The following is a 14,672-nucleotide window of genomic DNA, read 5'->3' as shown; positions in this document are numbered from 1 at the left end:
GTCACCTCACTTGTACATCGTCTGGTTCATGGTTCCGGGGGCGTACGCGTCCGGGTCCACCCAGACGTTGATCAGGGACGGCTTGCCGGACTCGCGGGCCCGGCGCAGCGCGGGACCGATGTCGGCGGGGTCGCGGACCTCCTCGCCGTGGCCGCCCAGCATCCGCGCGAACTGGTCGTACGGGACGTCGCCGAGCGTGTTGCCGACCCGCTCGCGCTCCTTGCCGTACTTCACGGCCTGGCCGTAGCGGATCTGGTTCATCGAGGAGTTGTTGCCGACGATGCCGACGAAGGGGAGGCCGTAGCGGACCAGGGTCTCGAAGTCCCAGCCGGTGAGGGAGAAGGCGCCGTCGCCGAAGAGTGCGACGACCTCCTTGTCGGGCCGCGCCTGCTTGGCCGCCAGCACGAAGGGGACGCCGACGCCGAGCGTGCCGAGCGGCCCCGGATCCATCCAGTGGCCGGGCGACTTGGGCTGGACGACCTGCCCGGAGAAGGTGACGATGTCGCCGCCGTCGCCGATGTAGATCGAGTCCTCGGTGAGGAAGTCGTTGATCTCGCTGACCAGCCGGTACGGGTGGATGGGCGAGGCGTCCGACCTGAGCTGCGGCAGCCGCTTGTCCAGCGCCGTCTGCTCGGCGGCGCGCAGTTCGTCCAGCCACTCCTTGCGCTTCGACGCACCCCCGTTGATCCGCCCGGACGCCGCCTCGGTCACCGACTTCAGCACCAGCCCCGCGTCGCCGACGACGCCGAGGTCGATGTCGCGGTTCTTGCCGACGGTGCGGTAGTCGAGGTCGATCTGCACGACGGTCGCGTCCGGGGAGAGCCGCTTGCCGTAGCCCATGCGGAAGTCGAAGGGCGTGCCGACGATCACGATGACGTCGGCGTTGGAGAAGGCGTAGCGGCGCGAGAGCTGGAAGTGGTGCGGGTCGCCGGGCGGCAGGGTGCCGCGGCCGGCGCCGTTCATGTACGCCGGGACGTTGAGGGTGCGGACCAGTTCGACGGCGGCCTCGGTCGCGCGGGTCGTCCACACCTGGCTGCCGAGCAGGATGGCCGGCTTCTCGGCGTGCACCAGCAGGTCGGCGAGTTTCTCGACGGCCTCCGGGTCGCCGGCCGACCGGGTGGAGGCACGGTAGGCCCCGGCCCGCGGCACCCGCGCCTTGTCCGCCGGCACCTTGGCGTCCAGCACGTCGCGCGGGATCTCCAGGAAGGACGGCCCCGGAGCGCCGTGGTAGCACTCGCGGAACGCCATCGACACCATGTCGGCGGCGCGCGCGGTGTCCGGCACGGTCGCCGCGAACTTGGTGATCGGCGTCATCATGTCGACGTGCGGCAGGTCCTGCAGGGACCCCATCTTGTGCTGGCTGTGCGCGCCCTGACCGCCGATCAGCAGCATGGGCGACTCGGCGCGGAAGGCGTTGGCGACCCCGGTGACGGCGTCGGTGGTGCCCGGTCCCGCGGTGACCACCGCGCAGCCGGGCCTGCCGGTGATACGGGCGTATCCGTCGGCGGCGTGCGCGGCGACCTGCTCGTGGCGTACGTCGACGACCTCGATGCCCTCGTCGACGCAGCCGTCGTAGATGTCGATGATGTGGCCGCCGCACAGCGTGTAGATGCGGTCGACCCCCTCTGCCTTGAGTGCCTTGGCAACGAGGTGGCCGCCGGAGATGACGTCCTGGGTGTCGTCGGGCATGGCGAAGTCCTGTCCCTTCACGAGGGGTTGGGGCGCTCTCGCGGTACATTGCATACAGTCGACGAATACTGTATGAAGCTTGTTATCCCGCATCCGGTGGGTGGTGTCCAGGGGGCGTGCGGCACTTTCAGTCAGGAGCCGAGATGGACCTGTACGAACACCAGGCAAGGGAACTCTTCAAGGAACACGGCATCGTGGTCCCGAGGGCCGAGGTCACCGACTCGCCCGAACGGGCCCGGGAGATCGCCCGCGCACTCGGCGGACGCGCCGTCGTCAAGGCGCAGGTGAAGGCCGGCGGACGCGGCAAGGCGGGCGGCGTGCGGCTCGCCGCCGACCCCGCCGAGGCGGAGGAGGCGGCCCGGCGGATCCTCGGCATGGACATCAAGGGCCACACCGTCGACACCGTCATGCTCGCCGAACCCTGCGCGGTCGAGCGGGAGTTCTACGTCTCCTATGTCCTCGACCGGGCGTCCGGGGGCTTCCTCGCCATCGCCTCGGCGGAGGGCGGCATGGAGATCGAGGAGGTCGCCGCCCGGCGGCCCGAGGCCGTGGCACGCATCCCCGTCGACCCCGCGGTGGGCGTGCACACGGCCACCGCGGTGCGCATCGCCGACGCCGCGGGACTGCCCCCGCAGACCGTCGACACCCTGGTGCGGCTGTGGAAGGTACTGGTCCGCGAGGACGCCCTCCTCGTCGAGGTCAACCCGCTGGTCAGGACGGTCGAGGGCCGGATCGTGGCACTCGACGGCAAGGTCACCCTCGACGACAACGCCCGTTTCCGCCAGTCCCGTTGGGGGGAGGAGCGCCCGGCCTCCGCCGATTCCCCGGAGGCGCGCGCCGGCGCCAAGGGCCTCAACTACGTCAAGCTGGACGGCGAGGTCGGCGTCATCGGCAACGGCGCGGGCCTTGTCATGTCGACCCTCGACGTCGTCGCCGGCTGCGGCGCACACCCCGCCAACTTCCTCGACATCGGCGGTGGCGCCTCCGCCCGGGTCATGGCCGACGGGCTGTCGGTCGTCCTCTCCGACCCCGACGTGAAGTCCGTCCTCGTCAACGTCTTCGGCGGCATCACCGCCTGCGACGCGGTCGCCGACGGCATCGTCCGGGCCCTGGACGAGGTCCGGCTCACCAAACCCCTCGTCGTACGCCTCGACGGCAACAACGCCGCGCGGGGCCGGGCCCTGCTCGACGCACGCGCGCATCCCCTGGTCGAACAGGCCACCACCATGGACGGCGCCGCCCGCCGTGCCGCCCGACTCGCCACCGCGGCAGCCACCGCCGGATAAGGAGACAGGACGACATGGCGATCTACCTCACCAAGGAGAGCAAGGTCCTCGTCCAGGGCATGACCGGTGCCGAGGGCATGAAGCACACCCGCCGCATGCTGGCCGCCGGCACCGACGTCGTCGGCGGCGTCAACCCGCGCAAGGCCGGCCGCACCGTCGACCTCGACGACCGTGCCGTACCCGTCTTCGGGTCGGTCCGCGAGGGCATCGAGAGCACGGGCGCCGACGTCACCGTCGTCTTCGTGCCGCCCGCCTTCGCGAAGGCCGCGGTCGTCGAGGCCGCCGACGCCGGCATCGGCCTCGCGGTCGTCATCACCGAGGGCATCCCCGTCCACGACTCCGTCGCCCTCACCGCCCACGCCAGGGCCAAGGGCACCCGCGTCGTCGGCCCCAACTGCCCCGGTCTGATCACCCCCGGCCAGTCCAACGCGGGCATCATCCCGCCCGACATCACCAAACCGGGCCGCATCGGCCTGGTCTCCAAGTCGGGCACGCTCACGTACCAACTCATGTACGAGCTGCGCGACATCGGCTTCTCCACCTGCGTCGGCATCGGCGGCGACCCGGTCGTCGGCACCAGTCACATCGACTGCCTCAGCGCCTTCCAGGACGACCCCGACACCGAACTGATCGTCCTCATCGGCGAGATCGGCGGCGACGCGGAAGAGCGTGCGGCGGCACACATCCGCGAGCACGTCACCAAGCCGGTCATCGCCTACATCGCCGGTTTCACCGCGCCCGAGGGCAGGACCATGGGCCACGCCGGCGCGATCGTGTCCGGCTCCTCGGGCACGGCGCGGGCGAAGAAGGAGGCGCTGGAGGCGGTCGGCGTCCGGGTCGGGAGCACGCCGACCGAGACGGCACGGCACGTACTCGCCGTACTCGGAGGTGCCGCACCGGACGACGCGGCCCGCGACGGAGCCCGCGCATGACGGCGGCCGGCGCCCAGGGCACCGAGCCCCTCACCCTCAAGTCCGGCACCGCCTGGGCCGACGCCTGGCGCCGCTGCCGCACCGTCGCGCCCGAGGCGTTCCGCGACGACCGCGTCCTCAACCTCTGGGACGCCGGCTGGCGGGCGGACGGCCGGGTCCTGCCGGCCACCAGCCCGGTCGACGGCACCCCGATCGGCGGACCGCCCCGGCTCGACGCCGCCACCGCCCAGCACGCCGTACGCGCCTCGCTCGACCAGCACCGGGCCTGGCGCCACATCCCGCTGCCCGAACGCCGAGCCCGCGTCGCCGCCACCCTCGACGCCCTGACCCAGCACCGCGAACTCCTCGCGCTGCTGCTGGTCTGGGAGATCGGCAAACCCTGGGGGGCCGCCCGGGCCGACGTCGACCGGGCCGTCGACGGCGTGCGCTGGTACGTCGACGGCATCGACGGCATGCTCGACGGGCGTGCCCCGCTGGACGGACCGGTGTCCAACATCGCGAGCTGGAACTACCCCATGAGCGTGCTCGTTCACGCGATGCTGGTACAGGCGCTGGCGGGCAACGCGGTCATCGCCAAGACCCCGACCGACGGCGGTGTCGCCTGCCTGACGCTGGCCTGCGCGCTCGCCGCCCGTGAGGGGCTTCCCGTCACCCTCGTCAGCGGCAGCGGCGGCGAGCTGTCCCAGGCGCTGGTGCGGGCGCCCGAGACCGGCTGCGTCTCCTTCGTCGGCGGCCGGGACACGGGCGCCGCCGTCGCCACCGCCCTTGCCGACCTGGGCAAGCGGCACATCCTCGAACAGGAGGGACTCAACACCTGGGGCATCTGGAACTTCACGGACTGGGACGCGCTCACCCGAGTGATCCCGAAGCTCTTCGACTACGGCAAGCAGCGCTGCACCGCCTACCCGCGCTTCGTCGTCCAGCGGCAGCTGTTCGACGAATTCCTCGCGGCGTACCTCCCGGCGGTCCGCACCCTGCGCGTCGGCCACCCGCTCGGCGTCGCGGCACCGGACGACCCGTACCCCGCGCTCGACTTCGGCCCGGTGATCAACGCGGCCAAGGCCAAGGAACTCCAGGACCAGGTCGCCGAGGCCGTCGACCGCGGCGCCGTCCCGCTGCACCGCGGCAGTGCGGCCGACGCCCGGTTCCTGCCCGGCCAGGACACCTCGGCCTACGTCCAGCCGGTCACGCTGCTCAACCCGCCCCGCTCCTCACCGCTGCACCACGCCGAACCCTTCGGCCCGGTCGACACCATCGTCCTGGTCGACACCGAGGCCGAACTGCTCGCCGCGATGAACGCCTCCAACGGCGCGCTGGTGGCCACCCTGTCCACCGACGACCCGGCGACGTACGGCCGACTGGCCCCGCAGATCCGGGCGTTCAAGGTCGGCCACGGCGTCCCGCGTTCCCGCGGCGACCGCGACGAACTGTTCGGCGGGCACGGCGCGTCCTGGCGCGGCGCCTTCGTCGGCGGTGAGCTGCTGGTGCGGGCGGTGACGCGCGGCCCGGCGGCGGAGCGGCTGCCCGGGAACTTCCCGGAATACCACCTCATGCCGTGACGGTCCGAGCCGGGCCGGCCGGGCTCAGCCGATGCCCTGCCGGTCCGGCCGCAGCGCGAAGGCCCGGTCCGCCGGGGTCGGCGCGGTCCGCTCGACGGCCTGCCGCAACAGCTCGCGGTGGCGCAGCAGCGGCTCGCGCCGCTCCGGCGGCACGAGCCGCAGCAGGTCGTCGAAGCCGGCCAGCAGACGCCGCGTGACCTGCGGCGACCCGGCACCACAGGCCCGGACCTCGGCGAACCCGAGGTCCACCAGCTCCTCCCAGCCGGGCACGGGCTGCACCAGCCGGACCGCGCCGCGCCGGTCCCGGTGCGGCACGGCGTCGAGCGGCCGACGGGACAGCGTGGCCAGGATCTGCACGACCCGGTCCAGCGCCTGCACCGCGGTCGTGGGATCGTTCACCGCGGGGGACAGGGCGCGCAGCCCGATGTCGGACAGCTGGCGCAGCCCGAACGCCAGATCCTGGTGGAAGGTGCGCTCCACCCCCACGGACAGGGCGTACCGCAGCGCCCGGCGAGAGGGAGCCGGCCCGCCGTGCACCGCCAGGACGGGTGTGCCCGGCACCAGGAAGTCACCGGTCCGCGGGACCAGCCGCAGCACCACCCCGTGCCCCCGGGCCACCCGCACCAACCGGGCGACATGCACGTCCCGCAGCACACCGGCCTGCCCGTCGTGGGCGACCCACGCCGTCACCGGCCCGAGGCCGAGTGCGCCGTCCCCGCCCACCGGCACCGGCATCAGCGCCGCCACCCGGAAGGACTCGGCGGCGATCCGGGCGATCACATGACTGACCCGCATCAGCCGCAGCGTGGCGTTCACGTACATCACGAACAGCAGCAGGCTCAGCGCGACCATGCACAGCGTGAGCACCGACTGCACCAGCGGGACGGACGTGGCGGCACGCGGGTCGGGATTGCTGTCGTAGCTGGTCAGGACGAGCAGCGTCAGGACGAAGGTGGCGAGGAAGACGGCGAAGGTCGCCTTGGTGATCCGGCTGCGGACGAAGAGCCGCACCACCCGCGGGGAGAACTGTCCGCTCGCCATCTGCACCGCGACCAGCGAGATGCTGAACACCACGCCGATGAAGGTCATCATCGCCGAGCCGACCGCCGACACCACCGTCTTCGCGTCGTCGGCGAAGCGCAGCAGGTCGGCAAGCGTGTCGTAGTCACCGTCGTCCTGCAGCGAACGCACGAGGGCGGCATCGAGCTCCTGGGCCACCAGCCAGACCACGAAGACACCCACCATGGCTGCGGTGGGCGCGAACCAGAACGTGTCCCGCAGATGCTCCCTGAGAGGCGACAGCGCCCGCGGCCGACGACGAGGATGCGGGCCCTGCGTAACCGTCCAGTCACTCATGGTGCGACCCTAGGTGCACCGGAGCCGCCGCTCCCGGACCGCCGCTCAGGGAGTGCAGGGGGAAGGAAACGCAGGTGAAAGGCACCGCGAAACCTTGGTATGGTTGTCCATGTCGCCGCGGGGAACACCCCCGCACCGCGACAGGCACCTGGTCCGGGTGGCGGAATGGCAGACGCGCTAGCTTGAGGTGCTAGTGCCCTTTATCGGGCGTGGGGGTTCAAGTCCCCCCTCGGACACACGATCGGGCAGAGCGTGATGCCGGTCGGGAGAGATCCCGGCCGGCATTTCGCGTTCCGAGGGCTGCTGGAGAATGCGGGTCGCCGGAAAATGCGGTGCGCCTCCCGTCCCCGCCTCCCTACACTCACCACCACACCGAGATCGAGACCGAGTGAGGGGAGCCGGGCCGTGCGCATCCGCACCGCTGCCGTCGTTCCCCCGTCCCGGTACGAGGTGATCCTGGTGTCTTCGGCCGTCCGGTGTCCGCTGCGCGGCCGGCACCGGATGCCCGCGACCGGCATCTGACACCACGCCACTCCCGCCCCGCCCCCGTGGGGCCCGTGGCCCTGTCCCCGCACGTCCGGTCCCGGGAATCGCGCCGCCCTGTTCACAGATGAGCTCGACCGAGCAGCGAAAGGCCACAGGCCGTGCGCACCCACGTCAACACCCGCACCCGCACCAACCCGCTCACCGGCGTCCGCAACCTGGGCATCCTCGCCCACGTAGACGCGGGCAAGACCACCGTCACCGAGCGGATCCTCTACGCCACGGGCACCACGTACAAGCGCGGAGAGGTCCACGACGGCACCACCGTCACCGACTTCGACCCGCAGGAACGCGACCGCGGCATCACCATCTTCGCCGCGGCCGTCAGCTGCACCTGGGACGGTCACCGGATCAACCTCATCGACACCCCGGGACACGTCGACTTCGCCGACGAGGTCGAGCGCTCGCTGCGCGTACTGGACGGCGCGGTCGCCGTGTTCGACGCGGTCGCGGGAGTGGAGCCGCAGAGCGAGTCCGTGTGGCGGCAGGCCGACCGGCACGGCGTGCCCAGGATCGCGTTCGTCAACAAGATGGACCGGGCGGGCGCCGACCTCGACACCGCCGTCGCCTCCATCCGCGAACGGCTGCACCCCGTACCACTGGTCGTCCAGCTGCCCATCGGTACGGAGGAAGGCTTCACCGGCGTCGTCGACCTGCTGCGCATGCGTGCCCTCGTCCGGGCCGACGGCGCGGAGGCGGCCGAGGAGGGACCGGTGCCCGAGGCCCTGCGCGAGGAGGCGGTACGCAGGCGACGGCTGCTGGAGGAGGCGGTGGCCGAACGGCACCCGGCCGCGCTGGAGGAGTTCTGCGACCGGGAGACGCTCACCGCGGCCACCCTCGCCGCCGCCCTGCGCGACCTGACGCGCACCGGCGACGGCGTGGTCGTCCTGTGCGGCTCGGCCTACCGCGACCGCGGTGTCGAACCGCTGCTGGACGCCGTGGTGGCGTACCTGCCCTCGCCGCTCGACGTGCCCCCGGTGTGCGGCACCCACGACGGCACGGAGCAGGAACGGCACGCCGACCCGGCGGCACCGATGGCGGCACTGGCGTTCAAGGTGAACGCCACCCCGACGGGACGGCTGACGTACCTGAGGGTGTACTCGGGCACGATCGAGAGGGGAGACACCGTGTGGAACGCCGGCACCCGCCGCACCGAGCGCGTCGGCCGCATCCTGCGGGTACGGGCCGACCGGCACGACCCGCTGGAACGGGCGGTCGCCGGGGACATCGTCGCCGTGGTCGGGCTGAAGTCTGCCCGCGCCGGCTCGACCCTCTGCGCGCCGGGCGCCCCACTGCTCCTGGAACCCCCCGGCGTCGCCGAACCGGTCGTGCACGTGGCCGTGGAGGCCCGGCGCTCCACCGACACCGACCGGCTGGCCTCGGCGCTCGCCCGGCTGACCGAGGAGGACCCCTCACTGGTCGTGCGGACCGACCCGGAGAGCGGGCAGACCGTGCTGTCGGGCATGGGCGAACTCCACCTGGAGGTCGCCACCGAACGCGTCCGGCGCGAGCACGGGGTGGAGGTCACCGTCGGCCGGCCCGGCGTGGCGTACCGCGAGACGGTCGGCGAGGGAGTGACCGGCTTCGTCCACCGGCACGTCAAACAGGACGGCGGTGCCGGGCAGTTCGCCCACGTCGTGCTCGACGTGGAGCCGTGGGAGGAGGACACCGAAGGCGGCGGCGGCTTCGTGTTCCGTTCCGCCGTCGTCGGCGGACGCGTGCCGCAGGAGTACGTCCGGGCCGTCGAGGCGGGCTGCCGGGACGCCCTCGCCGAGGGGCCGCTCGGCGGCCACCCGGTGACCGGTCTCCGGGTCACGCTCACCGACGGCCGGACCCATGTGAAGGACTCCTCGGACACGGCCTTCCGCACCGCCGGCCGGTTCGGTCTCCGCGACGCCCTGCGCGCCTCGGCGATGGTCCTGCTCGAACCGGTCGTGGAGGTCACGGTCACCGTGCCCGAGGACGCGGTCGGCGGTGTGCTCGGCGACCTCGCCGCGCGCCGCGGCCGGGTCACCGGCTCCGACACGCGGGGCGGCGCGGCGACGCTCACCGCCACCGTGCCGCTGGCCGAGCTGTTCGGCTACGCGACCCGGCTGCGCAGCCGTACCCAGGGCCGCGGCACCTTCACCGCCCGGCCCACCGGCTACGCGCCGGCGCCGCCGACGGCCGTGACGCCCGCGCGATAGGCGCCCCGCCCCGTGCGCCGGGCTGCCCCCGCCCCAGCGGGCGGGGGCAGCCCCGGCACTCAGGGGTACTGCACCACCTGCGACGGCACGGTGTCCGTCCCCGACGTGGGCGAACCCGTGTCGTTGATGACGCACTCGTACTGTCCCTGACCGCCGAGCGACACCACGAGCAGTCCGTGGAAGCGCACCCCGGAACGGTTCGGTGCGGCGAAGCCGTGGTGCTGCACGATGGACGGGTTCACGTTGTAGTAGCAGTAGCTGCCCAGGCCCCAGCCCTCGTGCTCGGTGACGTCGTCCCCGACCTTGTAGGCGGCGTACCCCTTGATCGACCCGTTCTGGACGGCGGCCTGGTCGGGGGCGTCGTACGCCTTCTCGTTCTGGAAGAAGATCGTGCGGCCCCGCTCGCCGTTCCACTGCACGTCGTACTTGTTGAAGTGCTCGACGAACAGGCCGGTGATCAGTACGTCGTCGCCGTTCACGACCACGCCGTAGTCGGCGCGGTTGGTCTCCCAGCCGACGCCTTCGCCGTGGTCGGCGCGCCACACCCAGGTGTGGTCGACGATGGTGTGCCGGCTGTTGACCACCAGGCTGGTGGTCGCCTTCCCGGGGCCCGCCCCGCCGATGCGGACGAACACGTCCTGCACGGTGGTCGGGTTGGCCGAGTGGTCCGCGGACGCGCCCTCGGGCCCGATCTCCAGCAGGGCCGCCGAGTTGACCGGACCGGCGTCCACGAGGAAGCCGGCCAGTCGTACGCCGTCCACGTCGGCGACCTTGAGGGCGGTGACGCCGTTGTCGGGGATGAGGGTGGCGTAGCCGAGGCCGAGGACGACGGTGCCCGCGCGCTTCACGTCCACGGTCTGGCCGACGTGGTAGACGCCCGGCGTCAGCAGCAGGTGCAGGCCCTCCTCGAGTGCCTGGTTGAGGGTGGCCGCCGAGTCCTCCGGCTTGGCGACGTAGAACTGGGACAGCGGGAGCGAGGTGCCGCGCGGGGTGCCGTTGCCCCAGGAGACTCCTCGGGCGCCGGTGCGCTTCTCCGGCAGGAAGACCCGGTACTCGTCTCCGTCGAGGTACAGGAACGGCTTCTCGCGGGAGACGGGAGTCGTCTCCAGCGTGGTGTACGGCGGTTCGGGGAAGCTCTGCGCGGGCGCGCCCTCCACGCCGGAGAACACCATGTTCCACACGGCGTTGAGCCAGCCGCCGACCGAGCTGTCCCGGGTGTACCACTGCTGCTGGGAGTACGGGCCGACCTCGCCGTCGATCCGGCTGTCGGCGATGTAGCCGCCGCTGGCCCAGCCGTAGCCGTCGGGGGCGAGGTTGAGGCCGCCGCGCACGTGCATGCGCCGGAAGGGTGCCGCCTGCGAGACCGCCCAGCGGTTGGTGCCGCTGACCGGGACCAGGGCGAGGTTCTCCGCCGAACGCCAGAAGTTCTGCGTGGCGTTGCCGTCGAACCAGCCGGCGTCGACCGTGACGTCGCCGTTGATGGTGGTGTCGTCGGGGGAGAGGCCGAGGCCCGCGATCGAGGTGTAGAAGCCGAGCTGGGCGTTGAGCCCGTTGTAGGTGCCGGGCTTGAACAGCAGGGCGTAGCGGCCGGTGCCGAACTGGGCCGACTCCTGCTGCTTGAAGATCTCGTCCAGTCTGCCCTGGATGTTCGCCGTGGACGGTTCGAAGACGATGACGTTCGGCCCGAGGTCACCGCCGCCGGGCAGCGCACGAGGGCCGTCGGCGGAGTCGGAGGACGTGGACGCGGAGGCCGAGGCGACGGCCGGACCCGCGCCGGCCAGCGAGGCCAGCACCGGTGCCGCGGCGGCCGCTCCGAGGAGGCTGCGGCGCCGCACCCCGGAGGGTTCGGGCGTGGGGGAGTGCGTGGGGGAAGAGGGCATGCGGGCGGCTCTCCTTGTTCGGAAAATGAACGAAGTGGGGGTGGGGGAGCGCTCTCTGGGTGTGCATGCTTCATCTGCCCGCCACGGGACGTCAAGAGTTGCGACCGATTCCCGTGCGCTGTGTTCAACAAGTGGGGGCATAAAGCACGTTGGTCCCACCCGCCGCTTCTTCTGCCGCATCCCTTGACACCCTCCCCCCGCGCCCTCAACACTCCGAGTCGGGAGAGCGCTCTCCGAGAATTTCCCCGACCTTCCCAGGAGGTCTCCATGCCACGGAGATCGAAAGTTCTGTCCGGCGCCCTCGTCGCGAGCGCGTTACTGCTGACCTCGATCGGCATCGGCACGGTCGCCGCCAACGCGGACACCCCCGCCGCCCACGCCACGGCCGCGCACGCCGGGCACACCATGGCCGTCTCGACCGCCGCCTCGCCCGAGGACCCGGACGGCGACGGCTACATCCCCGCGAACCCGCCGGTCACCGGCGTCACCCCGTCCACGAAGGAGCCGCCGCACCGCTACTTCCACGAGTTCCAGGCCAACTGCGCGGTCAGCCACACGGCGCCCGACGACCCGATCGTCTTCCCGCAGCAGCCCGGCAAGTCGCACGACCACACGTTCATGGGCAACACGACGACCGACGCGAACAGCACCACGGCCTCGCTCGACGCCGGGGACACCACCTGTCTCGCACCCGGCGACCGCTCGGGCTACTGGATGCCGACCATGTTCGACGGCGACCGCCCGGTCCTCCCGGTCGGCGTGCAGACCATCTACTACAAGGCCGGCGTCACCGACTACACCAGCGTGCGGCCCTTCCCGAAGGGGCTGCGCTACGTCGTCGCCAGTCCGATGCAGAGCGCCCAGGACTTCCGCGACCATCCGGGCTTCGTCGAGGGCTGGGAGTGCGGCGACAGCTTCTTCAACGTCGACTTCCCGGCCGACTGCCCGGAGCGCCAGGACGTCCAGGTCAACATCCGCTTCCAGGCGCCCAGTTGCTGGGACGGCAAGAACCTGGACACGCCCGACCACCAGAGCCACATGGCGTATCCGGTGGTCAACCCGGGGACGAACAACAACGTCTGCCCCGCCGACCACCCCGTCGCGCTGCCGATGATCGAGTTCAAGATGGCCTTCCCGGTCAACGGCGACCTCTCCCAGGTGCGACTGGCCAGTGGCGCCGGCTACTCGTTCCACTACGACTTCTTCAACGCCTGGGACGAGGCGACGCTCGACGCCATGGTCGGCCACTGCATCGTCGGCGGACTGCAGTGCGACGCGCGCGGCTACGACCAGACCCACCCCGAGGCGGGAGCGGCACTGAACGAGGACTACGAACTGCCCTGACCCCGCCCCACGCCCGCTCCACCCCACCCCCACCGGACCGGCCCGGCCGTCCACGCCCCGCAACGGCCGGGCCTCTCCCACTCCCCCCCCAGACCGGAGACGCACCTTCATGAGCCGACCCCGCACCCCCACCCGCCGACTCGCACCGGCCCGCAGACTCACCGCCCCCCTGACCGCCGGCCTGCTCACCGTCGGCGCCCTCACCGCCCTGCCCGCGGCACAGGCACACGCCGCCGGCAGCGTCGTGAAAGTGAGCGGAAGCCAGGGCGACTGGCAGCTGACCGTGGACGGCAGCCCGTACACGGTCAAGGGCCTGACCTGGGGGCCGTCCCCCGCCGACGCCGACCGGTACATGCCCGACCTGGCATCCATGGGCGTCAACACCATCCGCACCTGGGGCACCGACGCGAGCAGCCGCCCGCTCCTCGACTCCGCCGCCGCCCACGGCGTCAAGGTCATCGCCGGCTTCTGGCTCCAGCCCGGCGGCGGTCCGGGCAGCGGCGGCTGCGTCGACTACCTGACCGACACGGCGTACAAGGACCAGATGCTCGCCGAGTTCCCGCGCTGGGTACAGGAGTACAAGGACCACCCGGGCGTCCTGATGTGGAACGTCGGGAACGAGTCGGTGCTCGGCCTCCAGAACTGCTACGGCGGCGACGAACTGGAGCGCCAGCGCGACGCCTACACCACCTTCGTCAACGACATCACCAAGAAGATCCACACCGTCGACCCGAACCATCCCGTCACCTCGACCGACGCCTGGGTCGGCGCCTGGCCCTACTACAAGAAGAACGCCCCCGACCTGGACCTGTACGCCGTCAACTCCTACGACGCCGTCTGCGACGTGCGCTCCGCCTGGGAACAGGGCGGCTACACCAAGCCGTACATCGTCACCGAGTCGGGACCGGCCGGCGAGTGGGAGGTGCCGGACGACGCCAACGGCGTCCCCGAGGAACCCACCGACCGGGCCAAGGCGCAGGGTTACACCGACGCCTGGAACTGCGTCACGGGGCACCGCGGCGTCGCCCTTGGCGCGACCCTGTTCCACTACGGCACCGAGTACGACTTCGGCGGCATCTGGTTCAACCTGCTGCCCGCCGGGCAGAAGCGGCTGTCGTACTACGCCGTGAAGGAGGCCTACGGCGGTGACACCTCCGCGGACAACACCCCGCCCGTCATCAGCGGCTTCGGCGTCGCGGGCGACGCGGGCGACGTGCAGGCGGGCAAGGACCTCGAACTGAGCGTGAACGCGACCGACCCCGACGGCGACCCGATCGCCTACGAGGTGCTGTCCAACAGCAACTACATCGACGAGAACAAGCAGTTGACCACGCTGCCCGCGACCGACCTCGGCGGCGGACGCCTCAAGGTGACCGCCCCCGACCGGCCCGGCGTCTGGAAGCTGTACGTGAAGGCCACCGACGGCAAGGGCAACGTCGGCGTCGAGACCCGCTCCGTGCGGGTCGTGCCGCCCGCCGTCGACGGCACGAACGTCGCCCTCGGCAAGCCGGCCACCGCGTCCTCCTTCCAGCCCAGCTACGGCGACTGCCCCTGCACCGCGGCCAACGCCGTGGACGGCAACCCGGACACCCGGTGGGCCAGCGACTGGAGCGACCCGCAGTGGCTCCAGGTGGACCTGGGCGCGCGCACCACGTTCCGGCACGTCCAGCTGTACTGGGAGTCCTCCTACGCCAGGGCCTACACCGTCCAGACCTCCGACGACGGGCAGAACTGGCAGACCGTGTCCACGGTGACCGACGGCAACGGCGGCGTCGACACCCTCGACGTGTCCGGTGCCGGCCGCTACGTGCGCGTCAACGGCACCGCACGCGGCACGGGCTACGGCTACTCGCTGTACGAGTTCGGCGTCTACAGCTGACGTCGCGGGACGAGAAGG

Annotated in this window: 9 protein-coding genes and 1 tRNA gene; 7 read left to right on the top strand and 3 right to left on the bottom strand. The window is 71.8% G+C overall.

Annotated features, from left to right (window positions below):
- Positions 1-6: 6 nt before the first annotated feature.
- A complete protein-coding gene (locus ACIQFU_RS13005; protein WP_402551047.1) occupies positions 7-1,689 on the bottom strand; it encodes a thiamine pyrophosphate-binding protein in 1,683 nt (560 codons plus the stop codon).
- A gap of 143 nt (positions 1,690-1,832) precedes the next feature.
- Here ACIQFU_RS13005 and sucC point away from each other — a divergent pair, with 143 nt between their 5' ends.
- Genes sucC through ACIQFU_RS12990 form a run of 3 tightly spaced genes read left to right on the top strand, consistent with a single transcriptional unit; the run spans position 1,833 to position 5,466 of the window.
- A complete protein-coding gene (gene sucC, locus ACIQFU_RS13000) occupies positions 1,833-2,975 on the top strand; it encodes an ADP-forming succinate--CoA ligase subunit beta (RefSeq protein WP_402551045.1) in 1,143 nt (380 codons plus the stop codon).
- 14 nt (positions 2,976-2,989) lie between these two features.
- On the top strand, positions 2,990-3,907 hold the full coding sequence (gene sucD / locus ACIQFU_RS12995; RefSeq protein WP_402551043.1) for a succinate--CoA ligase subunit alpha: 918 nt from the start codon (positions 2,990-2,992) through the stop codon (positions 3,905-3,907).
- Entirely contained in the window at positions 3,904-5,466 is a 1,563-nt protein-coding gene (locus tag ACIQFU_RS12990; RefSeq protein WP_402551042.1) for an aldehyde dehydrogenase family protein, read from the top strand. The genes sucD and ACIQFU_RS12990 overlap by 4 nt, the downstream gene beginning before the upstream one ends.
- A 24-nt stretch (positions 5,467-5,490) precedes the next feature.
- Here ACIQFU_RS12990 and ACIQFU_RS12985 read toward each other — a convergent pair whose 3' ends face one another.
- On the bottom strand, positions 5,491-6,822 hold the full coding sequence (locus tag ACIQFU_RS12985) for a DUF2254 domain-containing protein (protein ID WP_402551040.1): 1,332 nt from the start codon (positions 6,820-6,822) through the stop codon (positions 5,491-5,493).
- A gap of 151 nt (positions 6,823-6,973) precedes the next feature.
- Between ACIQFU_RS12985 and ACIQFU_RS12980 the strand changes: the two genes are divergently transcribed.
- Together ACIQFU_RS12980 and fusA are read left to right on the top strand one after the other, a co-directional pair.
- Positions 6,974-7,058: transfer RNA gene (locus ACIQFU_RS12980), tRNA-Leu, on the top strand.
- A gap of 408 nt (positions 7,059-7,466) precedes the next feature.
- Positions 7,467-9,551, top strand: a complete 2,085-nt coding sequence (fusA, locus tag ACIQFU_RS12975) for an elongation factor G (RefSeq protein ID WP_402551038.1) — start codon at positions 7,467-7,469, stop codon at positions 9,549-9,551.
- A 59-nt stretch (positions 9,552-9,610) separates the two neighbouring features.
- On the opposite strand, the gene ACIQFU_RS12970 is transcribed toward fusA, so the two are convergent.
- Positions 9,611-11,431 carry a coagulation factor 5/8 type domain-containing protein gene (locus ACIQFU_RS12970; RefSeq protein WP_402551037.1) on the bottom strand — a complete coding sequence of 607 codons (1,821 nt, stop codon included), beginning with the start codon at positions 11,429-11,431 and terminating at the stop codon, positions 9,611-9,613.
- Positions 11,432-11,698: 267 nt separating this feature from the next.
- Here ACIQFU_RS12970 and ACIQFU_RS12965 point away from each other — a divergent pair, with 267 nt between their 5' ends.
- Entirely contained in the window at positions 11,699-12,775 is a 1,077-nt protein-coding gene (locus ACIQFU_RS12965; protein WP_402551035.1) for a DUF1996 domain-containing protein, read from the top strand.
- Between the two features lie 109 nt (positions 12,776-12,884).
- A complete protein-coding gene (locus tag ACIQFU_RS12960; protein WP_402551033.1) occupies positions 12,885-14,654 on the top strand; it encodes a discoidin domain-containing protein in 1,770 nt (589 codons plus the stop codon).
- Positions 14,655-14,672 lie beyond the last annotated feature (18 nt).

It is taken from the genome of Streptomyces sp. NPDC093065 (genome assembly GCF_044754585.1).
In the GTDB taxonomy this organism is placed as follows: Bacteria; Actinomycetota; Actinomycetes; order Streptomycetales; family Streptomycetaceae; genus Streptomyces.
Note: the sequence above shows the minus strand (reverse complement) of the source record. Positions and strands in the feature narration are given on the sequence as shown.